At 54.0% G+C, this 23,951-nt stretch carries 18 protein-coding genes; 8 read left to right on the top strand and 10 right to left on the bottom strand.

What is annotated here, in order from left to right; genetic code table 11:
• Positions 1-2: 2 nt before the first annotated feature.
• The 7 genes from ALFI_RS11900 (at position 3) to ALFI_RS16645 (ending at position 5,869) form a co-directional block, all read left to right on the top strand.
• Positions 3-1,142 (top strand): ABC transporter substrate-binding protein, encoded by a 1,140-nt coding sequence (locus ALFI_RS11900; RefSeq protein ID WP_004289233.1) that lies wholly within the window; start codon positions 3-5, stop codon positions 1,140-1,142.
• Positions 1,143-2,123: a FecCD family ABC transporter permease gene (locus ALFI_RS11895; RefSeq protein WP_004311292.1), complete on the top strand. Its 981-nt coding sequence runs from the start codon at positions 1,143-1,145 to the stop codon at positions 2,121-2,123. It abuts the gene before it with no gap.
• Positions 2,120-2,878, top strand: coding sequence for an ABC transporter ATP-binding protein (locus tag ALFI_RS11890; protein ID WP_004289235.1), 759 nt, complete (start codon positions 2,120-2,122; stop codon positions 2,876-2,878). Before ALFI_RS11895 ends, ALFI_RS11890 begins: the two co-directional genes overlap by 4 nt.
• The gene (locus ALFI_RS11885) at positions 2,875-3,441 is read left to right on the top strand and encodes a DUF2284 domain-containing protein (protein WP_004289236.1); all 567 of its coding nucleotides are present in this window, start codon (positions 2,875-2,877) and stop codon (positions 3,439-3,441) included. Before ALFI_RS11890 ends, ALFI_RS11885 begins: the two co-directional genes overlap by 4 nt.
• Positions 3,442-4,759: 1,318 nt before the next feature.
• Complete coding sequence (locus tag ALFI_RS17160; protein ID WP_005825814.1) at positions 4,760-4,972, top strand: hypothetical protein; 213 nt, start codon at positions 4,760-4,762, stop codon at positions 4,970-4,972.
• A gap of 387 nt (positions 4,973-5,359) precedes the next feature.
• The gene (locus ALFI_RS16650) at positions 5,360-5,563 is read left to right on the top strand and encodes a helix-turn-helix domain-containing protein (RefSeq protein ID WP_009016895.1); all 204 of its coding nucleotides are present in this window, start codon (positions 5,360-5,362) and stop codon (positions 5,561-5,563) included.
• A gap of 12 nt (positions 5,564-5,575) precedes the next feature.
• Complete coding sequence (locus tag ALFI_RS16645) at positions 5,576-5,869, top strand: helix-turn-helix domain-containing protein (protein WP_005859453.1); 294 nt, start codon at positions 5,576-5,578, stop codon at positions 5,867-5,869.
• 64 nt (positions 5,870-5,933) lie between these two features.
• Here ALFI_RS16645 and ALFI_RS11870 read toward each other — a convergent pair whose 3' ends face one another.
• Both ALFI_RS11870 and ALFI_RS11865 read right to left on the bottom strand, forming a co-directional pair.
• Positions 5,934-7,145: a site-specific integrase gene (locus tag ALFI_RS11870; RefSeq protein ID WP_014775994.1), complete on the bottom strand. Its 1,212-nt coding sequence runs from the start codon at positions 7,143-7,145 to the stop codon at positions 5,934-5,936.
• A 19-nt stretch (positions 7,146-7,164) separates the two neighbouring features.
• The gene (locus ALFI_RS11865; RefSeq protein WP_014775993.1) at positions 7,165-8,394 is read right to left on the bottom strand and encodes a site-specific integrase; all 1,230 of its coding nucleotides are present in this window, start codon (positions 8,392-8,394) and stop codon (positions 7,165-7,167) included.
• 116 nt (positions 8,395-8,510) lie between these two features.
• Here ALFI_RS11865 and ALFI_RS11860 point away from each other — a divergent pair, with 116 nt between their 5' ends.
• On the top strand, positions 8,511-8,876 hold the full coding sequence (locus ALFI_RS11860; RefSeq protein WP_042493664.1) for a tyrosine-type recombinase/integrase: 366 nt from the start codon (positions 8,511-8,513) through the stop codon (positions 8,874-8,876).
• Positions 8,877-9,505: 629 nt separating this feature from the next.
• On the opposite strand, the gene ALFI_RS11855 is transcribed toward ALFI_RS11860, so the two are convergent.
• The 8 genes from ALFI_RS11855 to ALFI_RS11820 are packed head-to-tail and all read right to left on the bottom strand — an operon-like array spanning position 9,506 to position 23,932.
• Positions 9,506-11,539, bottom strand: coding sequence for a transketolase family protein (locus tag ALFI_RS11855; RefSeq protein ID WP_014775992.1), 2,034 nt, complete (start codon positions 11,537-11,539; stop codon positions 9,506-9,508).
• A 31-nt stretch (positions 11,540-11,570) separates the two neighbouring features.
• Positions 11,571-12,551: an endonuclease/exonuclease/phosphatase family protein gene (locus ALFI_RS11850; protein ID WP_009596121.1), complete on the bottom strand. Its 981-nt coding sequence runs from the start codon at positions 12,549-12,551 to the stop codon at positions 11,571-11,573.
• A 17-nt stretch (positions 12,552-12,568) separates the two neighbouring features.
• Entirely contained in the window at positions 12,569-13,624 is a 1,056-nt protein-coding gene (locus tag ALFI_RS11845; protein WP_014775991.1) for an NAD(P)H-dependent glycerol-3-phosphate dehydrogenase, read from the bottom strand.
• A gap of 27 nt (positions 13,625-13,651) precedes the next feature.
• The gene (locus ALFI_RS11840; RefSeq protein ID WP_014775990.1) at positions 13,652-14,467 is read right to left on the bottom strand and encodes a glycerophosphodiester phosphodiesterase family protein; all 816 of its coding nucleotides are present in this window, start codon (positions 14,465-14,467) and stop codon (positions 13,652-13,654) included.
• A gap of 34 nt (positions 14,468-14,501) precedes the next feature.
• Positions 14,502-16,676: a glycerophosphodiester phosphodiesterase gene (locus tag ALFI_RS11835; protein WP_227042930.1), complete on the bottom strand. Its 2,175-nt coding sequence runs from the start codon at positions 16,674-16,676 to the stop codon at positions 14,502-14,504.
• A 43-nt stretch (positions 16,677-16,719) separates the two neighbouring features.
• Complete coding sequence (locus ALFI_RS11830) at positions 16,720-18,789, bottom strand: FISUMP domain-containing protein (protein WP_009596084.1); 2,070 nt, start codon at positions 18,787-18,789, stop codon at positions 16,720-16,722.
• Positions 18,790-18,812: 23 nt separating this feature from the next.
• A complete protein-coding gene (locus ALFI_RS11825) occupies positions 18,813-20,318 on the bottom strand; it encodes a RagB/SusD family nutrient uptake outer membrane protein (protein ID WP_009596108.1) in 1,506 nt (501 codons plus the stop codon).
• Between the two features lie 26 nt (positions 20,319-20,344).
• Positions 20,345-23,932, bottom strand: a complete 3,588-nt coding sequence (locus ALFI_RS11820) for a TonB-dependent receptor (RefSeq protein ID WP_014775989.1) — start codon at positions 23,930-23,932, stop codon at positions 20,345-20,347.
• Between the last annotated feature and the right edge of the window lie 19 nt (positions 23,933-23,951).

Genomic DNA, 23,951 nt, shown 5'->3' with positions numbered 1-23,951 from the left:
ATATGAACGCATTAAAGAATTTAAGCCTGATTTTGTTGCTTTCTCTGGCATTTACAGGCTGCCACAACAAAAGCTCAAAAATCAATGATTTCAACCTGCTGCTTTATGCTCCCGAATATGCCTCCGGCTTCGACATCAAAGGGGCGGGCGGGAAGGAAAGCGTACTGATAACCGTCAGGAATCCCTGGCAGGGAGCGGACAGTGTAACCACATGGCTGTTTATCGTCCGCAACGGTGAAGAGGTTCCCGAAGGGTTTGCAGGACAGGTACTCAAAGGAGACGCCAAACGCATCGTGGCGATGTCTTCCACTCATATCGCCATGCTTGACGCAATCGGTGAAGTCCGGTGTATAACCGGCGTTTCGGGAATCGACTACATTTCCAACCCAGACATCCAAGCCCGCCGCGACAGTATTGGCGATGTCGGCTATGAAGGGAACATCAACTACGAGTTGCTGCTCTCGCTCGATCCCGACCTCGTTCTGCTCTATGGGGTGAACGGCGCAAGCGCAATGGAAAGCAAACTCGAAGAACTCGACATACCGTTCATGTATGTCGGCGATTATCTTGAAGAGTCGCCTCTCGGCAAGGCCGAATGGATGGTAGTGCTTTCAGAAGTCACAGGAAAACGTGAGAAGGGTGAAAAAGCCTTTGCCGCAATCCCGGTCAGATACAACGCCTTGAAAAAGAAAGTGGCCGACAGTACCCTCGGCACTCCTTCGGTTATGCTTAATGTTCCCTATGGCGACTCGTGGTTCATGCCTTCAACCCAAAGTTATGTAGCCCGCTTGATTACTGATGCGGGAGGCCGCTATATCTACCAGAAGAACACGGGAAACGCTTCTATCCCCATTGACTTAGAAGAAGCATATCTGCTCGCGTCGGATGCGGACATGTGGCTGAACGTGGGAATGGCGAACTCCCTTGACGACTTGAAGGCATCATGTCCGAAATTCACCGATACCCGATGTTTCAAAAATGGAGAGGTGTATAACAACAACGCCCGTACCAACACAGCCGGGGGTAACGACTATTACGAGTCTGCCGTCGTGAATCCTGACATCGTGCTCCGCGACCTCGTGAAGATATTCCATCCTGAACTGGTGCAGGAAGAGTGTGTGTATTACAAGCAACTGAAATAGATACGTTCCCGTTCGACTATATTATTCTCCATATTGATTACGCTCACGGTCGGTCTTTTTTTACTGGACTTGGCCGTGGGAGCTGTCAACATTCCGATCCGCGATGTATGGGCAGCACTGACCGGGGGAAATTGTTCCCGTGCCACGGAAAAAATCGTACTCAACATACGCCTCATAAAAGCTATAGTGGCACTGTTGGCCGGGGCTGCCTTATCGGTCAGCGGTCTTCAGATGCAGACCCTCTTCCGTAATCCTCTTGCCGGTCCCTATGTCCTTGGCATCAGTTCCGGTGCAAGTCTCGGTGTGGCACTTGTGGTACTTGCCGGGATCGGTTCATCAATAGGCATTGCCGGAGCAGCGTGGGTGGGTGCGGCTGTCGTGTTGCTCGTGATAACTGCCGTCGGACAGCGAATAAAAGACATCATGGTAATCCTGATTCTGGGCATGATGTTCTCATCGGGCGTAGGTGCTGTCGTGCAGATATTGCAGTACCTCAGCAAAGAGGAATCGCTGAAAGCCTTTGTCATTTGGACGATGGGGGCTTTGGGTGACGTCACCTCCGGACAACTTCTGATTCTTGTTCCATCGGTGTTTGCCGGACTGCTGTTGGCGGTACTGACCATCAAACCGCTTAACCTCCTGCTGTTCGGAGAGGAATATGCCGTAACAATGGGACTGAATATTCGGCGTTCACGCAGCCTGTTGTTTCTCTCGACAACGCTGCTCGCCGGAACGATAACCGCTTTTTGCGGTCCGATAGGTTTCATAGGTCTCGCTATGCCTCATGTCACAAGAATGCTTTTCCAAAATAGCGATCATCATGTCCTTCTGCCCGGAACAATTCTTTCGGGAGCATCGATATTGCTTCTTTGCGACATCATTTCTAAAATATTCACCTTGCCGATCAACGCCATTACAGCTCTATTGGGAATCCCAATCGTCGTATGGGTGGTTTTACGCAACAAATCCATCACCGCATGATAGAATTACAGCATTTTTCCATAGGTTACAAAGAAAACTCGTTGCTCCACGAGGTAAATGCCACGATAAAAAAAGGTCAACTGACAGCCCTTATCGGAAGAAACGGGACAGGAAAATCGACGTTGCTCCGCGCCATAGCCGGTCTGAACCGGTGTTATTCCGGAAAAATCATTCTCGACGGGCACGACATCGCCTGCATGAAAACCGAAGATATGGCAAAAACGCTGGCTGTCGTCACGACCGAGCGCACGCGCATCGCCAACCTGCGGTGCAAGGATGTCGTAGCCATAGGCCGTGCTCCTTATACCAACTGGATAGGTAGGATGCAAGAAACAGATAAGGAGATAGTCATGCAATCGCTCATTTCGGTGGGAATGGAGGCTTATGCAAACCGCACGATGGATAAAATGTCGGATGGCGAATGCCAGCGTGTGATGATTGCTCGTGCATTGGCACAGGATACTCCTATCATTCTCCTTGATGAACCGACTTCCTTTCTTGACATGCCTAATCGCTACGAACTTGTGGCGTTGCTTCGTAGGCTTGTCCACGACGAGAAAAAATGTATCATGTTCTCGACACATGAACTTGACATCGCGTTGTCCATGTGCGATTCGATAGCATTGTTAGATACCCCGAATTTAAGTTGCTTGACCGCGTCTGAAATGCAGAAAAGCGGATACATTGACAGACTTTTCCAAAATGAAAACATCCGTTTCGACTCCTTATGCGGTACAATGATTTTGAAACAATGAGTATATACACTGTAGAAAATTTTACTTCAGACATCACTGTTGAAGGATATATCGCCGAATTCCGTGACGAACCACATTTTCTTGAACTTTGCAAACAATGTACCAATTACGGTAAAAGTTGGGGGTGTCCTCCATTTGATTTTGATACGGAATCGTTTCTCCGACAATACAAGTATGCACATCTTATGGCAACGAAGATAATCCCTGAAGACAAAGATATTCCGATTGAATATACACAAAAACTCATTTTACCGGAACGGATACGAATCGAGAGCGAATTATTGGATATGGAACGGAAATATGGAGGGCGTTCATTTGCCTATATAGGTAAATGTCTTCACTGCTCAGATAACGAGTGTACGCGTAACTGCGGCACACCATGCCGACACCCGGAAAAAGTGCGTCCGTCACTCGAAGCCTTCGGATTTGACATAGCCAAAACGCTTTCTGAACTTTTTAACATCGAACTTCTTTGGGGAAAGGATGGCAAATTACCTGAATATCTTGTTCTCGTAAGCGGATTTTTTCATAATGAATACGAACTTTGCAACATAGCATACTAATGATTCGGACATGAAATAAACAGACAAACTAACCACATTCGGTTCAATCTGTTTTGTGATTTCAAATGAATTATAGTTAGATATGTAAAAAGCGACGCTGGAGCTTGAAATAAGTAACGGTTTATCGGTGTATTCTCCGTTAAACCGTCCTGTTTTCGTTAAACGAAAACACAACTTGCTGTCCCCTAATGGGGACAACATTCTCCAATAGGAATTGTGTATCAGCCTATTGTACGGTTATTCTCCTGTGATTTTCGGGTCATTTCCATCAGGCATTTGCCGGCTGCTCTCCCCATTAAAGGATAGATATATCTCCATGACCATGTGACTTACGCCCATAATTCGGGGATAAGGAGGCGAATATACGGAAAATCTGCCCTTTACATGCCCTATTGTCCATTAATGGATTGCTACTTCTACACTTCTGCAAATGGAGAATGGGCATGTAGCCGTGTACGACTTATGTTTTTTCTTCATTGTCTCCATTAACGGATTGCTACTTCTACACTTCTGCAAATGGAGAATGACATGTAGCCGTATACGCCTTATTGTTTTTTCATCGTCTCCATTAACGGATTGCTACTTCTACACTTCTGCAAATGGAGAATAACAGGTAGCCGTATACGCCTTATTGTTTTTCTTCATCGTCTCCATTAACGGATTGCTACTTCTACACTTCTGCAAATGGAGAATAACAGGTAACCGTATACGCCTTATTGTTTTTTCATCGTCTCCATTAATGGATTGATACTTCTACACATCTGTAAATGGAGAATAACAGGTAGCCGTATACGCCTTATTGTTTTTCTTCATCGTCTCCATTAATGGATTGCTACTTCTACACATCCGCAAATGGAGAATGACAGGTAGTCGTGTGTGACTTATGTTTTTTCTTTATAATCTCCATTAATGGATTGATATTTATACACTTCTGCAAATGGAGATTTTGAGATATCTATATCCGGAAGGATGCGTGCTCCCTTCGCTCCCGGCTATCCCTATTTTGATATCCGGCTATATCGCAATTCTGTGATAGCATTATCCGGATAGCGTATCATACGGCTATATACAAATATGGCTACACTATAATTCATGGTTGTGATGGAGATGGCTTTTCCCATCCGGTAACAGACCATGATGCCACGAGGAAAAAAGCGACAGCCGCAGAGAAAAAACGGATGGCAGGAACCATTATGGAATCTGGTAAATAGAAAATCCGGTACATGCGAATTCAGGCGATCATCCCGGATGGTAACCTGTCAAAGAGGCTTTTGAGACATTTGAAATACCGATAATAAAAAAAACGAGATCAGGTATTTTGGCGGATGGCGGCAGGATTGCCGCCTCCGGCCCTTCCGAGTTTGTACGCGTCCTGCGTGAGGGCAGCTGGTTTGACAGCGGGTGCACCGACGGGGAGTACATGGTGAATTTCTCCGGGCGGTACAGGGAACTGCACGGGGTGACGGTGAGGACCGACACGCCGGAGCATTTCATGGACGACCTGAAAAAGTACGGTTACATCAAGGGCTGAACAGTCCGTTCCTTTATTATTACACTCCCTGCCGGTTTGGGGTCGCTTCACTTCCGGTGGGGATTTTTCTTTTTTCATCGCCGTGACGCACCCGTCCTTCAGGTTTTCCAAAGGGGGTCGTGAAAACCGACCGGCTACGGAGTATTTTTCCCGCGCCATATGACAAAAACCGACTATCCATGACTATTCCTGCCAGTGTACCGGTCGCGCTTGCCTCTCATGGTTTCTTCCCTTATATTCGCACTGACATTTAAACAAGTTGAAATTATGGAAATATGCTACATCGAGGCCGGTGTCCTTGAGAGGATGCTGGCACGCGCCGAGAACCTGTCCGCACATGTGGACAGATTGTATGAGAGAAACCGCCGTAAGGAACCCGGAGAGTGACTGGACGGCCAGGATGTCTGCCTGCGCCTTGACATCTCGCCGCGTACCCTGCAGACCCTCCGCGATACCGGACGGCTGGCGTTCACCCGCCTCCAGCGCAAGTTCTATTACAAGCCCGAAGACGTGGAGAGGCTGATGACCTACGTCGGCATCAGACGCAAGGAGAAGGCTGTGAGAGAGGGAAGAAAGAACGGAAACCTTTAAAGAGCGGAAGAGATGGAAGGCATTATCGACAAGGAGAACGAACGTGCCCGCAGGTTCTTTGCCCTGCTGGACAACATGGAGAAAAAAGTGGAACGTCTTGCCCGTGACAACCGTCCTCCCTTCAACGGGGAACGGTTCCTGACCGACAGGGAGCTTTCCGGGACGTTGAAGATCAGCCGCAGGTGCCTGCAGGATTACAGGGACCAAGGACGGATTCCCTATATCCAGCTTGGCGGGAAGATCCTGTACAGGCAATCGGACATCGAGAAGCTGCTGGAGGAGAACTATCACGCTGCATTGGTATAATATCGTATTCAAGTTTAAGGATTGCCGCCGGAATTGCATTTACGATTCCGACGGCAATTTTTATTTAGCCTGCGGCTTCCTTGCCGGCCGCAGGCTTTCTTCTTTCCATCAGCCGGTCCATGTCCGAGGATATCTTCCGGTCGGTGACCTGGGCGTAGACCTGCGTGCTGTCGATATTCGTATGGCCCATCATCCTGGCGATGCTCTCTATCGGAATGCCCGCGGTCAGTGTCAGGGTCCCGAACGAATGCCGGGCCATGTGGTAGGACAGGTTCTCTTTCATGCCTAATGCCACACCCATTCCATGTACCTCGTACCAGAGGACATCGCGGACCGGCAGCGGGAATACCGGCCTGTCGTCATCCGTGGTGTTGTAAAGCTCCAGTATCTGTCCGGCTATGGGATGCAGCGGGATGAACGCCTCCACGTCCGTTTTGGCGCGGCGGATGCGGATATACCTTCTTCCTTCCGAAGTCGTTCCGATGTGACGGGGATGGAGAGCCCTCGTATCCGCGTAGGCCAGACCGGTCAGCGAGGAGAAGATGAACGTCCTGCGTGCCAGCTCCATCATCGGGTCGGGCAGCGGGGTTTCCATCATCCGCTTCAGTTCACTGCGGCTGATATGCCTTAGTTTAGGTGTTTCTTTCCTCTCGTATGCCACGTCCTCTATCGGATTGGCTCTTAGTATTTCCCGGTCCACGGCGATGTAGATGAGCCGGTTGAGCCAGCACAGGCAGTGGTTCACGTGTCCGTTCCTGTGTCCCAGCTCCTTCTTGAGAAAGACCTTGAACGATTCGGCGAACTCCTCGGTGATGTCCGAAAAGGCGATGTCCTTCATCCCGCGGGATTCGATGAACTGCCTGAGGTTGAGCTGGGTGGTCTTCGACTGGCGGTAGGTGGAAGTGGAGTTGATCTCCTTGGAGCGGACCCTGAGCCGTTCGCGTTCCACCTCTCCGGCCTGCAGGAGGTATTCCGGTACGGAATTGGCGCCTGACACGGTGGTCTTGAGCAGTTCGACCGTGACCACTCCCTGGTTCCTCAGCAGGTTCCCGTACGCCTCTTCCAACCGGCTGCGGAAGGCGGCAAGGCGGTTGTTCTCCCTGGCTGTTTTGATTTCACACTTCTTGCTGTCCCAGTCCCCGGGTTTGCAATAGACGCCTGTCGTGACTGCCGATTTCTTTCCGTCGATGCTGATCCGGCAGAGGACGGCGGTCGTGCCGTCCGATTTCACCTTGTTACGGTTGATGTAGAATAAGAGCTTGAATGTACTGCGCATGATAATGATTGTTTAGGGATTAAAGGATAAGTTTCAAATCGCGGGTTGCCTCGACGAACCTGTCCATGTCCTCGAACAGCTTCTTCGGGGTTACGCGCGCGTATATCTGGGTGGTCTTTATGTTGGAGTGTCCCAGCATTTTGCAGATGGTCTCTATCGGCACTCCCTCCTCGAGCGTGACCAGCGAGGCGAAAGAATGCCGTCCCATGTGGTAGACAAGGTCCTGGCTCAGCCCTGCCATCAGGCGCAGGGATTTCATATTGGCCCTGAGCGTGTGGTAGTCCTGCGGCGGGAAAAGAGTCTCGCGGGTGTCGTCCCGGTATTTCTCAATCAACGCGACGGCTTCCGGAAGCAGCTTGACACGTCCGAGGTAGTCGGTTTTCTTTCGCCGGTATTTCAGCCAGAGGCTGCCCTCGTCATCCCGGAAGAGGTTCTTCCGGGTGATGCTTACCGCATCGGCATAGGCGGTGCCGGTGTAACAGGCGAAGAGGAAGAGGTCCCGGGTGATGACATGTGACCTGCGTTTTTCCGGTATCTCCAGATCACGCAGCTTCTCGAAATTCTCACGGCTGAGTGCTTTCGGTGTTGTCTCCTTCTGCTTGGGCAGCTTGAAGTGGCAGAAATGGTATTTCTCCGAGTAGCCCTCCTTGTAGGCGATGCGGCAGATCTTTTTCAAGATGGCCAGGTAGCCGCGAAGCGTGTCCACGGCATATCCCTTTTCCAGAAGGATGAAATCCTGATAGTCGCGGATGAACTGCTCGTTGAGCTGCCCGAAGACAAGGTCCGGAACCTTGAATTTCGCCTTGATGAATTCGGAAAGCGTGCGGTAGGTGAAGAGGTAGGTCGAGAGTGTGGTGGGCGCACGGTCCACACCGACACGGGCCTTCATTTCCCCGTTATGCCGGTCGAGAAGTTTGAGCAGGGTCATCTGCATGCCCGCATTGCCCTGGAACATGTCCCTGACCGCGGCGGCATCGAAATCCCTTTTTCTTTCCATGAGGGAATTGAAGGCCGAGTGTACGGCAAGCAGCAGTCTTTCTATTTTTTCATTGGTCTCCACCGCTTCCCGGCTCTTGCCGTTCAGCCGGCTCTCACGCGCGTTCCACAGCCCGGGGGTGCAGGAGAGCTTGCAGCTGAACTGCGCCATCGTGCGGTTGAGGGTGATCCGTCCCATGATCGGGGCCTTGCCGGTCTTGTCCGGCTCGCTCTTTTTCAGGTAGAGCAGCACCTTGAATTTTTCCACTTTCATAACGCTCTTTTTTAGGTTGTAGAAATACTCCTTTGAAAAGCGTCCTTTGGCATGCAAAACATTGATAAACAGTGAATACAAATCTGCTTTGTTCCTATCGGTAAAAATTCGGTTACCTGCCGTTGTTTTCGAAACAGGCGGCTAACAGTCTGGTAACTGAAACGTCGCAATATTTTGTTTTCTTTTGCAGGTCTGTCTGTTCTGCAAATCTTGCAAAATGCTTAATTATAAACGTTTTACGTTTAATTATCGTCATTCTGTTTTTTATTGCATTTCTAAATATTACTTACATGGCCCGGCATACCTTTGCCACGACGGTTACGCTTGCACAGGGCGTACCTTTGGAAACGGTCAGCAAAATGCTGGGACATAAACGGATCACCACGACCCAAATCTACGCCCAAATCACCAATGACAAGATCGGCCGGGATATGGCGGCGTTGAGCGAGAAACTCGACAGTATCTTCAAGGTCGCGCAGTAAGCCGAGCGAATCGCCCGCAGCCGATACAGAAAATTCAGAAACTCGAAATAAGAAGGATTGTAATTGAATTTACGTATAATTTAACTTATGCAATACCGACATACAATCGTATTAACACAAAGGACTGTAATATGGCGCGCAAATTCGTAAAAGCAGGTTTGCATGCGGAAACATTGCGATTCGGTTATTTAAGATGACCCGACATAAAGACGCATGTAACAATTTGTCTATCTGAGTGTAAGTTTATTGCTGCAAATTGATTCTGATTATTATCTAATGAAGTATAAGGTTTATCCAAATATCTAAAGTTGTAGATTTTTTTTGATCTCTTGCTCCATATTCAGAAGTTTCATGTGTGTTAAAAACATTTGCTCGTCTATACGATTTCTAAATTAACAAAAGCCGCGTATCACTTACGCGATACGCGGCTCCACTAATTGCGATTAGGTACAACTTATAACCTTTCGGCAGATCTTCAGGATATATTGAAAAACAAACAGCCATCAACTATTCCATTCGACAAGTTAATATCCGTTGCCGAAAAGCAAGAACGTCCCGACTACTTTCCGAGCAATTTCTTGACCTCTTCGGCCGGAAGAATCCGTTGCCGAAGAGTCCAAACGTCCCGACTACTTTCCGAGCAGCTTCTTAACCTCTTCGGCTACGGTCTTGCCGTTGTAACCGAATTTCTCGTCGAGAACCGTATAGGGAGCCGAATAGCCGAAGTGATCCAGACCGTGGATCATACCTTTCTCGCCCACAAGACCCATCAGGTTCACCGGAAGTCCCGACGTCAGGCCGTAGCGCACCACGCCCACCGGAAGCACGCTCTCCTGATACGAACGGGGCTGGTCGCGGAAAAGACCCTCGCTCGGTACGTTCACCACACGTACGGCGATACCCTCGGCGGCAAGCAGTTCGGCGCCCTCAACGAGCGTCGAGACCTCCGAGCCGGTGGCGACCATCACAACTTCGGGCTTGGCCGAGTCAAGCACCACATAACCGCCCTTGGCGACCTGTGCGGCCTCCTCGCGGCGGCTGGCGCCCAGCGCCGGAAGGCTCTTGATGTTCTGACGCGACAGCACCAGCGCAACGGGCCGCTGCTCCTCGACGGCCAGCTTCCACGCCATGACGGTTTCATCGCCGTCGGCCGGGCGCAGCACGACCATCGAACGTTCGTCGTGGTGGTTTCGGAGGTGTTCCATCAGGCGGATCTGGGCTTCATGCTCGATCGGCTGGTGCGTAGGACCGTCCTCACCAACGCGGAACGAGTCGTGCGTCCAGATATAGATCACGTGCAGGCGCATCAGCGCCGAAAGACGCACTGCCGGTTTCATGTAGTCCGAGAAGACGAAGAACGTGCCGCACGCAGGAATCACACCCCCGTGCAGCGCCATGCCGTTGGCCACGCAGGCCATCGTCAGTTCCGAGACTCCAGCCTGAAAGAATTTGCCGCTGAAGTCGCCCTTCGTGAAGGCCTTGGTCTTCTTGAGAAAGCCGTCCGTTTTGTCCGAGTTCGAAAGGTCCGCAGAAGCCACGATCATGTTCTCGATCTTTTCGGCGAAGACGCCCAGCACGGCAGCCGATGCCGCGCGCGTCGCCACGCCGGCCTTCACCTCGATCGACTTGTAGTCGATTTCGGGCAGGCGCCCCGAAAGGAACATATCCAGTTTGCGGGCGAGATCGCCGTGTTCGGCGCGCCACGTCTTCTCGACCTCGGCTTGACGTGCGGCCCATGCGCGAAGCGCTTCGCGGCGCTCGGAGAAGGCTTCGCGACTCTCGGAGAAAACGGCGAACGGATCGTTCGGATCCCCGCCCAGATTCTTCACCGTAGCGGCGAAGTCGGCACCGGCCGCCGTGAGCGGCTGCCCGTGGGTCGAAACCTTGTCCTCGAAGCTCTCGCCGGCGGGGCCTTTGGCGCCCTTGCCCATGACCGTGCGGCCGATGATGAGCGTAGGACGCTCCGTCTCGGAGTTCGCGGCAACGAGCGCCTCGCGGATTTCGTTGATGTTATGTCCGTCCACTGACAGCACGTTCCACCCCCACGCCTCGTACTTCATGGCCACGTTCTCGGTCATAACTTCATCCACCTTCGTAGAAAGCTGGATGTTGTTCGAGTCGTAGTACATGATGAAGTTGCTCAGACCCAGATGGCCGGCGATACGGCCCACGCCCTGCGAAATCTCCTCCTCCACGGCGCCGTCCGAGATGTAGGCGTAGGTCTTGTGCGCCATCCACTCGCCGAAGCGGGCAGCCAAGAACCGTTCCGCGATGGCGGCGCCCAGCGCCATGGCATGACCCTGTCCGAGAGGGCCGGAAGTGTTCTCGACACCGCGTGCGAAGTCTGCTTCCGGGTGACCCGGCGTCACGCTGCCCCACTGACGCAGAGACTGAAGGTCTTCGGTCGTATAGTACCCGGCCAGAGAAAGCGTAGAATAGAGCATCGGAGACATGTGACCCGGATCGAGGAAGAAACGATCACGGTAGGGGTAAGACGTATTGTCCGGATCGTAGCGCAGAAATTCGGTATAGAGCACCGTCATGAAGTCGGCGCCGCCCATGGAGCCGCCGGGGTGTCCCGATTTCGCCTTCTCGACCATGGCGGCCGACAAAATGCGGATATTGTCCGCTACACGCGTTAGTTTGGAATTGGTCATCGACATATTGCAAAGTCTTTAGTCATCGGAATCCGCATCAACGCATATCGAAATCTATGATGATCGGGCGGTGATCCGAAGGATGCCAGAAATTGCGCAATTCCTGCGGATCTCGGACAGGCGTAGTGTACTCGTCGCTTACGACCCGCGCACTGACGATCCGATCGTAAAGCGGACGGGTGCAGTAAACATAATCTATCCGGAAACGCCGGCCGGTCGTCGTCTGGAATTCGCCGGGGTATTTCGCTGCGATCACATCCACATACGGCGTGTGCTGACATATGTAATCATGGACCAAAAAGGCGGTCGTATCCTCCGGAAATCCGTACTCGTAATTATCGACACGCGATTTGGAGTTGAAATCCCCCATCATCATCCATAGTTGCTTTTCCGCGCCGGCAACCGATCCGATCGTATGGTTGCACACGTATTCGATCTCCATCCGGCGAAACCTGTCGCCCTCGCGCGCCGCGGCGCTGGCCTTGCGTTCCAGCTTGTCGGCCAGACCGAAACCGTAGACCTGCGGCCATGTATGCAGCGAAACGATATTGACCGTATGACCGTTTTTCCGAATCTGCGCCCATCCCGCACCGTGAGAAACAATGCTGTCGGGAACGGCTCCGATCAGACGAGCCACGTTCTCGATCGGGTATTTCGACGTAATGACCTGCGGGAAATTGTCGCGGTGTCCGCCCTTATACCAATATTCATGTCCGTAGCGCCGGGCCAGTTCGCCCCAATGTTCCGGCAGATAGGCCTCTTCGGGTTTTATCTTCTCATCTGAAGCCGTTTTGTAGTTGGTTACCGATTCACACCACACACAGACGTCGGGGTTCTGGGCGCTCACCCAATTGACAAAACGCGTATAGTTGTCACCCTGCCCCGACCACATGCCGTTCTGGATATTCCAATAGAGCAAGCGCAGATTCGCTTCATCCGTTTGCCGCTGCGCGCATCCCGGAAACAGGGTCAGGATGAACAGGCCGGCGGCTGCGGCCGCTTTAATTGCTGTTTTCATTGCTGTAACCGCTCCGTTCAGTTTGCCGTATGATCGAACGTAAACTTCTCCCACGGAAGTTCGGCATCCTTCCCGTTGTCGAGGACGTCGTTGGCATGTACCAGCATCGGGAATTCCTGCAGGGAGACCTGACCCAATTCCGCCTTGCGGTAAATCGCCTTTGCAACCCGGCGCGCCACGACCAGCGATTCGAGGGTCACACCGGCCAGAATATCCATCGCTTCGGAATAACACTTCCCTTCACCGAGCAGAATACCGATTCTGCGGGTCCGACCGCCGTAAACCGTCACGTAAAGATCTCCGATACCGATGTTCTCGCAGTCTTCGGTCGCCTGCTGTATCTTAAGCAGCCGGCGCATCTCCTTGACCGCCTGATAGAATGCTCCGGCCTGCGAGTTGTAATGCAACCCGGCATCCGCGCCATGATGGCGGTTGACCAAACCGATGGTCATGGCGACGGCCAGCGCATACGCGTTTTTCAACGCTACGGCGCTCTCAAGACCGATCACGTCATGGGTCAGCGAAATGTGATAGTAAGAGGTCGAAAGCGTCTCTTTGAACAGTCGGAGGGAAGCGGTATCCCTGCCGCAGAAAGCTACCTCGGTCTGGTCGTGGAATACCAGTTCATAAGAGGTGCAGGGGCCGCCGACCGCGCAGACCTCTCGGTCGACGCCCCTTTTCTTCAGCTCCGACCGCCAATAATCGGGATAGGAAATCAACGTTCCGTCTTCGAGATTGATAAGCCCTTTGGTGACAGACAACACCGGCAACCGGGGATCAAGATTTACCAGTATCTCGTTCAGGAACCAATCCACACCGAACGACGAAACACCGCCGATAACGAAATCGGCTCCGGCGACTGCCTCTCTGTATTCCTCTATCTGATAATATTTTACTCCGACGGGGAACGCTCTGTCGAATTTGGGATGCTTATTGCTGCGGCGGCATTCGTCGATGATGTCACGGTCGAGGTGCGTGCCTACCAAACGCACTTCATGACCGTTTTCGGCGGCGGGAAACGCCAGAGCGGACCCCATCATGCCGGAACCGATAATTGCGATTACTTTTTTCATGATAAATTTGAGTTAAGAGATTGTGTCTTATCTGATCAGATTGCAGGCGCCATTACGGGCAGTTTCCACTGTCCGGAGCGCATCGAGATACGCTTTGATCCGGTCGGGAAAATTACTCGAAATAAAACCCACATTATGTTTGACGGCCCAGTCCACAACCTCCGGATTGTCTACGATCCAGAGTGTCGATTCTACGCCGATTTCATTCATGCGGTCGATCAGTTCGGGCCGGTTCATAAACACATACATGCTGTAAGAGAGTTGAAAACCCTCCTTCTTAGCGACATCGGCATTGATGGGCGTCCAAAGCGAATTGGAAATATACAGTGTTTTGTTCTGCGGAGCCAAGCGCCGAAACTCCCTGCAGGCGTGCTCGCTGAAGGACGTGAACTCCATTTGGTCCAGCATGTTCAGTTTCTTACAGAGCGACACGATCTCTTCGACGATCCGGGTTTCGATCTCAGGCGTCTTGTGTTTCTTCAATTCCAGAATCAACTTCGTTCCGGGGTCCTTCCGACCCTGCTCCAGAAATTCGCGGAGCGTAGGTATCCGATTGCCGCCCGGCAATACGACCCGGCTGATCTCCGCATACGTGTCCCTTTGCGCGTCGAGCCGATCGCCGACTTTGGGACCGTGGACGACTATCAACTCCCCGTCAGAGGTCCGGTTGACATCGAATTCCACGCCGTATACGCCCAGCTGCTGCGCATTGATCAGACTCGATATCGTATTTTCGTCTGATCCCGGCGTCGTGTAAAAGCCGCGGTGCGCGACCAGCCGGGGTTGTGCAAACACGAGCGCCGCTCCGACGAGCGCGATGCCCGTCAACAATAGTTTTTTCATTTTTCGAATAATTTAGAGTTAGTATCTTTCCGTGCTATTTTCCGTCGTTGTAACCGTTGTTTTTCAGAGTCACCGCCACGGAGGTACCATATCCGGCAAACATCCAATCTTCAAGGTTATCGGCCGTGATCACCACTGCCGCGCCCTGTTTGTTCGTTACGGTTCCGGCGATCCGGCAATTGCTGACCGTAAAGCCCTTCTTGTTGGGACGCCCGGCAAGCATCCCCACCGATTTGCCGATGGGACAGCCGACATAGGCAGAAGCCGTGGTCCGGCAATCGTTCACAACGCTCGCGGCACCTCCGTTGTTACCGTATATGCCGCCGAAGAAGTTGTTGGCACCGGCCTGCGCAGCCGAAATCCGTCCGCTGAAAGTGCATCCTTCGACCAGCCCGACACACTCCTTGTCGGCCATGGCCATGATACCGCCTATCACGACGTCGCGTTTGGTGGCGTCCGTACTCTCGATCGCTCCGGAAAACGTGCATCCGCTGATCCGGTAAGCGCCCTGCGTTTGGGCCACGATACCCGAAGCGCGCACTTTCGACGGCCCGGCAATGCTGATCGTACCCGTACTGGAGCATTCTTCGACGATAAGCCGGTAATTCGACGTCTCGCCCGGAACGAGCTGCCGGCTGATCGTTTTGCCCGCAATGCCGCCCATGAAATTCCAGCCCGAATTACTGCCCGCATTGTCAAAGTCGGCCGTGTTGTGGCAGTCGGCGATCGTGTACAGCCCGTCGTCTTCCTGAACAGCTCCGACAAAGCCTCCGATCATATAAAGAGCCGGCGATGAAAACGAGATATTTCCGGTGTTCCGGCAGTTGCGAAGCGTCACGCCGTTGAAAGCCTTTCCGACGAATCCGCTCAGGATCATGGTGCGCGGCGTGACATCGGCAGCGTCTGCGACAACGATTTCCGCCCGGTTCGTACAATTCTCGATCGCCGCATTGTCGGTTTCGGCCGCGAACGCCCCCAGATGAATTTCGCTGTCGTCGCTGCGTACCGATTCGAAGCGTCCGGCGACGGTCAGGTTCCGTACCGTGCCGCTGAGACGTTTGAACAGACCGATCTGCTGCGCGTCGCCGCGATAACCGATCGTGAGCGTCTTACCGTTTCCGTTGAACGTGCCCGAAAAATTAGACAAAGGCACGAACCCGTTCAGCGTCAGATCGCAATGGAGCACCACCTCGCCGTTGCCGTCGAGAAAACGGCGCCCTGTCGGATCGCTGGCGAGCGATTCCGCGAAAGCCTCGAAATCCGCCTCGCTGCGAATGCCGTCGTACACCTTGTAAGCATGGTCGATCTTCCCGATCAGCCACTTGGGATAATTCGAACATAACGTGCGGAAACGTTTGTAATTCGCAATGTAATAATTCACAGCAGCGGTCGAATAAACGGCATTGCCGTCTCCCGCCCGCTGGTCAACATTGTAGACCGATAGAGCCACACCCGCCTTCTCGTACTCTTCGAGCGAGCAGGACCCCTTTCCGCCCGCCGCCGCATCCATTCCGCTTGCCGCCGAAAGGTTGGCCCACCCGAAGCCGAGCGTGCCGTACTCCTTCCCTGAACGCGACGAGTTCATGCCGATAGGCACTTCGGCAATTACGGCGCAATTGTGCGCAGCCTTCATCGCATCAAGGTTGAATCCCGTGCAGATCAGTTCGACGAAATGCTTCGCCTTCATTTCAGTGACGATCTCGCACGCACGGCGCGCCGCATTGATCACATATTCGGGCTGGGCATAGGGTTTGTCCACACGCTTGACGTCGAGCACCAGACGCGTACAGTTGCCCTCGACCATCACCCGGCGGATAAACTCTTCGAGCGTGGGCAGTTCCTCACCGTTCGACAACCGCCCTGCAGCGCGCAACTCTGCCACGGTAGCCGTCCACGGCTGCAGGTTATTGACCTTGCAGTCGCCGTTGGCATGCGCCACGATGATGTCGTTGTCCTTAGTCCAGTAAATGTCGCATTCCATGCCGTAGCATCCCAGACTCATGGCGTACTCCAACGCCGCCATCGAGTTGTCCGGCGCACCGCATTCGGCAGCTCCTCCGCGATGGGCAACGACCGTATTGGAACACGCCGCCGGCTTCATGAATCCGTCGTCGACCGGAATGCTCGGATCGGGAATCCTGCTCCAGTCGGGCTGATCGGGCCATTCGTCCTTCGTACAACCGACGAAGGCGGCGGCCAATGTCAACATGCATATGATTTTTCGTATCATGATTCTTTTTTTGATTTGTTCCTTATTTATAATTCTTCACGCAGCGTATCGCAGCGCCCGAACCGTTGCCCAGATCGAACCCGTCGTTCAGCGTCATGTCGGTTTTGGTGTGTCCGCTGATGTATATGCGCCAGAACGAAGTTTTCTTGGAGGTATACTGCCCCAGAAGCGGAATCCACGCATAAAACCGGGGATCGCCGGAGGTAGCGCCGTAATTATATCCGGTATCGTAGAGGCGCCATCCCTGAATGAACATGTTGAACCCGAAATCGGGCGCCAGCGGCGATATGGGCGATCCGGAGGAATAGGTATTCCATGAAGCGTCGAACAGAATCGTAGACAGATTGGCGATCGAACCTCCGCCGATGGCCTTATAGCTGGCCGACGACTCGGCGATTTCGTACCGCGAACCCTTCGAAGCCTGCGCTGCGGCCCAGATCAGATCTTTCCAGTCCTGAAGGTTGGCGATATGCCAGCCATAGGGACAAATCCCCTGTATCTGCATCTTCAACACGGGATGCTCGGCCTCGGCCTTCGCATCGTCGTCCGCCGCAGCGAGCGTCGCCATAAGGATGTTTTCGATCGTGACGGCGGTTCCGGTCGCATCGACCAGCACGGCACCCGGCTCGCCGTAAGGCGAAGCGATCTGATAGGCCTTGTTCAATGCACCGTTGGGCTGCCCCGTAACAGCCTCGAAAGAGGAATACAACCGGCCGTATTTGGAAGCCAGCGGGGTTCCGTCATTCGCCCGAAGTTCCTCGATGCCTCCGCCGTTTTCGGCCGTATCGTAAGCCGGATTGCGAACGTCGTAGGGCACGGTCGTATCGCTGGGCTTGCCGTATCCGCCGGTTTTGGAGCCCCCGACGAGTCCCGAACCGAGCTTGACGGCTCCGATGCCGGGCCCGCCGTTCCAATGCAGGCTGACGGTCATCCATGTCTTGACTCCGCCGGACGCCGTCGGGTAATCCTTCGTAGGATAGTTCGCAAGTTCTTCGTCGGGCATGCAATTGGGCGTACTGTTCTGACGTATCCAGTTCCACGTACCCGCAGCGAAATCCACCGTCAGCGTACGATAACCGTTCGCTTCGATCTTCAGATCCGAAGCCGTAACATTCCGGGCCCAGTTCTTCAGCTCGCCGTCGGCACCGAGATACCAACTCGGATCGCCGGCCCGTGAATCCTTGTTGATGCAGATCAGATTGTCCTCCGTGGCGAAGAAGAATCCGCTGACACGATAGGAGTCGTCCGACTCGCGCTTCATCTGCAACGCCGTAGCAGCCTCCTCGCCCAGCGCAGAGCCGTAAACATAATAGTATTCCGCCTTCCTAAGCTGCACGACGGGAATGTCCACCGCCGCTTTGCTCGTTTCGTCGTCGCCCACGGTGATCGTCAGCGTCGCCCGGCGATCCCGTTCCATGTCGTCCCACGGCTCGGCGGTCAGCGTCAGCAAACCTTCACCGCGGTGCTCGGCCGTCAACCAGCCCTCGGCGCCTCCCTCCTCGTAAGCGATCGCATAGGCATACTTGTCGCCCATATTCGTGGTATAAGCCAGATCGACAGGATCGCCCTGAAAAGATATCTCTACCGATTCGAGCGCCGGCACCACCTCAGCATCGGCCAGCTCGCCGTACTGGAACAGTTCGTAATCCTGCACCGTACCGTCCTCGGCCGTAATGCGCACCGTACACCGGCGTCCGTATCCCGTATTGGGCAATGCAGTCAACTCGAAACCGGATTGCGTCACGGCGACGGTATTCGGTCCGGCAATCTCCGTATACTGCGAAACGACGGGTACACGCTGGATCGTCGCCCACGGCCCGGTCTCATCGACCGAGGGCATCCAGTCGACGAGTTCCGCCTCCCACTCCATGCGGGATACGCGGGTGCCGACCTTGACCAGCACCACCGACGTGACATTGCTGTTGCCCGACACGGACGCAGTTCCGTCCGCTTCGAACGCTTCGATTTCAGGACTGATGCGAATCCGCGTCGTCCGGTCCTCCAAATCTGTATGATCCTCGTAGCAGGCTGTCAGAAGCAGCGTCGCCGCAGTCGCCAGCCCCGCCATATATTTCTTGAAATTCAGTCTCATGTTCCGTAATTTTAGGTTTTCGATCAATACCATCCCTCCGTTTGGGCAAGGTTCGAATTTTTGTCGCGGGCACTCTTGCTGATGGGCCACAACAGGATGTTGGCGGCATCCTTGCGCGCCTTCAGGTCCGCGTTGTACTCCCAAATCCGATCGAGGCGGATCAATGCCCACCAGACAACGCCTTCACAAGGAAACTCCAGCAAGTATTCGTTGCACAACGCCTTCAAGACATCGCCTTGCGTGGCGGAAGTATGGAAGTTCTCCTTCCCGTACGCCCGTTTGGCGATGATGTTCAGCGAAGCCAGCGCCCCTGCATAGTCCCTGCGGTAATATTTCAACTCGGCATCCAGCATCACGGCAAGGGCATAACGATAGTAGAGGATGTCGCAATCCCGAATCATCGGACTGCTGTCCGCATTGCCGATGAACTTGTTCGGCCACGTAACCACCGCCCGGTTTTCCTTTCCGTAGGGTCCCTCGCCGAGATTGGTCTTCACACGCGAGTCGTTGTTTTCCGTCTGACTTTTGTGCAGCAATTCAAGGTACTCGTCGCCATAGTCCAGATATTGCACAGTCGTATTCGTCGGCACGGTCGCTTGGGCATTGGGATCGATCGCACCGTCGGAGAAGGCGAAGTAGGTCGAAAATCCCCCGGTCTTGTTTTCATCGCGGCTGTTGTAGAGCGCGAATACTACCTCGTTCGAATTCTTATTGTTCGAACCGTAGCCATCGAAGATCTTGGCATAATCAGTCAGCAGCCGGTTGTCGCCGGCCTTGACTCCGACGGCAGCAAGCGCCTCTTCGGCCATTGTCAGATAGTCGTCGCCGCCCTTCTGCACCGCATACATCCATAGCGCGTATTCGGCCTTGAGCATGTTGACGGCATCCGCGGTCGCCAAGTATTTATCCGTACCGAGACTGCCCGCATTTTCGACAGCCCGGTCGATGTCGGTCCCGATCTGGGCGTATACCGAGGCTTTGGGTGCACGAATCGGATAGGCTTCGGGCTGTGCGACCGACTCGATGGGATTCAGGTTCAAAGGAACGTCGCCCCACAACCGCACGGCCCAGAAATAGAGATAGGCGCGGGCGAACGACGCCTGTCCGATCGCCCAGCTTCGTTTCGTATCGGTCATGGCGACCGCAGGCGCGTATTTGAGCACGGCATTGGCCTGATCGATCGCCGTATAAAGTTTCGACCAGCTGACGGCGTTCGTCGTGGAGGACATGGTATTCTGCACCACGCTCCGCAGGTCCGCGAGCCAGATCGTCTCCGTGCGGCTGTTCCGCCACATGTACTCGCCCACGCGCAGCTCTCCCCAAGTCAGGACGTTGACCTGATCCTGAACAAAGTTGTCCCGCATGGCGGAGTAGATGCCGTAAGTGGAGTTCTCGACCTGAATGGACGTCTTCCACATATTGCTCACGGATAGTTTGTTGTCCTGCATGATGTCCAAATCGCCGTGACAGGAGACAACTCCCGCGGCAATCCATACGAGCAGGAGCGATCTTATGTTTTTATAGTTCATGGTTGGTTGTTTTAAGGTCTGAAACGTTAGAAAACCAGTTTGAGGCTGAAGATGATCTTGCGCGGAACCGGCATCATATTGGCGGTGATGTCGGAGTTGGAATTGCTGGTCGACACGGGCGTATACATGCCTGCACCCGCATTGGATCCGATACCGCTTTCGGGGCTGATGGCCCCCGTAACTCCCGTCCAATAACAAAGCGTATTCCCGGTTACGCCCACCGTCACTTTCCGGATGCCGATTTTGCGCAGCCAGTGTTCGGGCAGGTCGTAGTAGAGCGAAACGTCGCGCAGACACAAATAGTCGGCTTTTTCAACCATGAAATTCGATTGGCGCCAGTTGCGGTTGCCCCAGTCGGAATCGTTGGGGAAAAAGCGGGCGTACTTGGCATCCGTATCGCCGGGATGCTGCCAGCAGTCGTACGCGATACGGCCGATCGTCGAATTGCAGTTGCCCATGGTGTTGCGCAGCAGATGGGCCTTCATGCCGTTGATGATCGAATGTCCCAGCGCAAAGTCGCAGTAGACGTTCAACGAAAGCCGTTTGTAGCGGAACGTATTGTTGATACCTCCCGTCGAGTGAGGCATGACATTGCCCAGATAGAATTGGTCCTCGTCGTTGATGATCTCCTCGCCGTCCCTGCGCGCGGAACCTTTGCGGTTGCGCCATTCATAGTCGCCGGCATCCTTGCGCCCCTTGACCATACGTCCGTCGCCTACGCGGTAACCGTTCGACTGTTCGTCGTAAAGAGCCGCATCAGCCTCGGCCTCCGTCTGGATGATGTGGTCGATCTTATAGCCGTATATGCGTCCCAGCGGTTCGCCCACGGCAGTACCGCCGAAGCGGTAACCGCTCTCGGAAGCTTTGTATCCGCCGATACGGTATGCACGCCGCCCCGTCGCACGGCCGTCCGCATCGATCTCGTCATAGGCATATTCTCCGGGCAGCGACAACACCTTGTTGCGGGTAAACGAATACGTAATGTCGGTCGTCCAGCTGAAATGCTCCCTGCGGATATTCACCGAACTAAGCTCGACTTCCACGCCGTAGAACCGGGCGCTGCCCACGTTCGCCTTGACCGACGAATAGGGTCCCGTATCGGGTACGGAGATGGAAAACAGCATATTGTCCGTATGTTTGTTGTAGTAGTCGAACACAAACCGCAGCCGGTCGCCGAAAAATCCCAAATCCATACCGAGATCAAGCTGCGTGGTAGTCTCCCACTTCAGGGCCGAATTCGCCATGGCGGACGGCAGCAATGTAGTGTGCCCGTGGTACGTGCCGGTCGCGAATGCGCCGTATGCATCGTAAAGCCCGATGCCGTTGTTACCGGTCTGTCCGTAGGAGGCGCGCAACTTGAAGGTGTTGGCCGTCTTCTTGGCATTGCGCCAGAACGGTTCCTCCGAAATGACCCATGCCACCGAACCGGCCGGGAAATAGCCCCATTGATTGCCGACAGCAAATTTGGAGGACCCGTCGGCACGAAACGTTCCCGAAACGATGTAACGGTCGTCATAATTGTACGATGCCCGCGCGAAATAGGAGATCATCGCCTGCTTCTCGTCCTGATTGCTCGCCGTGAAGATCGAACCGGAGCCGAGCACAGGCACATCGTCCGACGAAGCCCCTTTCGCATTGGCTTTCACCTTCCAGTAATTCTGGGACATATACTCATAACCGCCGGTAACGTTCAGCGTATGCACGTCGCGGAACGTCTTGTTGTAATTGAGATGAGCCGTAAAGATGTCCCGGATGGTTTGTTCGCGGGTTTCGGTGGTGTTGCGCTCCAGCGAGACGTTATTGGGAGTGCCGTTGCGCTCTCCGTAGGCATAATAACTTCCCCGGTAGGAGTTGTCGAAATAGTTGTACTGCGCGAAAGCCGTCAATCCGTCGGTGATGTTCCATTTGAGTCCGAACGTCCCCGAAGCCCGGTTGATGGCCTGCTCGCGGTCGTAGAACGACTCGTACCATCCCGCACTATGGGCATTGCCGTTGGAGCTCAGCTGACACCAGTCGCCGTTGTCGTCGAATTCGCGCGCCGTGGGTGCGGCTATGATGCCTCGGCCGATGGCCTGATAGTAGTTGTCGATGAGCGGATGCTTTTTCTGGCGCGACAAGTCGAACGTAGTCGACGCCTCCAGATTCTTCGTAATCTTGAACGACGTGCTGCCGTGCAGGGTGAAGACCTTGTAGCTGCTCATCGCAACCATGCCGTCGTCGCCGTGATAACTGACCGACGCGGCATATTTCAGTTTGTCGGTTCCCCCGTTTACACCGATGTACTCCTTGTGCCAGAATGCGTCGGTGAACCACTGCGACTGCCAGTCGGTATCGGTGAAGATAATCACCTTATTAGCATCCAGCGGATCGTACATCCATTGATAACCTGCCGGGACCGGCTGCCCGTAATCGAGATAACGGGTCGAATAGTTGGCATTCGGCGCCGTGTTTCCCGTACCGTAGGCATTGGGACCCGAAAGCATGGTCTTCGCATTGTGCTCAATGCCGTTCGCATAGGCTTTGCTGATAACGGGACGAAGAAAACTAATGTATTCGCGGGCATTCATGAAATCCCATTTGCGCGAAGGAGACGAACAGCCCAGCTGGAGGTCGAACACGATCTGGGGGCCCTTTGCCAACGAACCTTTTTTGGTCGTGACCAGAATTACGCCGTTGGATGCCCTAGCGCCGTAGATACTGGCCGAGGCGGCGTCCTTGAGCACCTCCATCGACTCAATGTCGTTCGTATTGATACCGGTCAGGTCCTCGCGCAAAGCCCCGTCCACGATGTAGATCGGATCATTGCCCATCGTGATGGACGATCCGCCGCGAATCATCATGCGGGGAGACTCTCCGGCTATGGCGTTGCTCGTCTGTACGTGCAGTCCCGCAACCCGGCCTTTCAGCGCATCGCCCACGGTCGCGGCCGGTGCATTGTCGAAGACCTCGCCGCTGACTTTAGAGATGGCTGTCGAGAGCGTACGGCGCGACTGCGTGCCGTAACCGATCACCACCACTTCATTCACCAGCGTCGAGCTTTCGGCCAGCGTCACGTCGATCTCCGTCCGGACTCCTACCTTTTCCCGGCGCTCGTCGTAACCGATATACGAGAAGACCAGCGTATCCCCGGACTTCGCCCTGATCCGGAAATTTCCGGAGGCATCGGTCGTCGTCCCGACCATCGTACCGTCGATCAGCACGGTGACGCCGACAAGCGGCAGTCCGTTCGGGCCTTTCACCTGTCCGGTTACGGATGATTCCTGCGGCGAGTCTTCGGACGAAGGCTGAGACGGGACTTTCGTAATCAGAATACTTTTATCGTTGATGATGCAGTTCACGTCCTGCCCTGCAAAAATACGGTCCACAACCGCCTGCAGCTCTTCGTTCCGGGCATGGATGTCCACCGGAGCCTTCATGTCCACATCGTCGGCCTTGACCGAGAGTGAATATCCCTGCTGCTGCAGGGCGATCACCGCCTGCTGAATCGTTGCGTTCTTCAGGTTCAGACTGATCCTCCGCGTTTGGGCATGCAGCGGAACGGCCCATACCATGCACACCGCGGCGCAAAGAATCCATAACCGGCTCCGGGTGTGAAAAGTAAATGTTTTTTTCATAGATGAAGTTTTAGGTTTA

It is taken from the genome of Alistipes finegoldii DSM 17242, assembly GCF_000265365.1.
GTDB classification, from domain to species: domain Bacteria; phylum Bacteroidota; class Bacteroidia; order Bacteroidales; family Rikenellaceae; genus Alistipes; species Alistipes finegoldii.
This window is presented reverse-complemented; position numbering and strand designations above follow the sequence as displayed.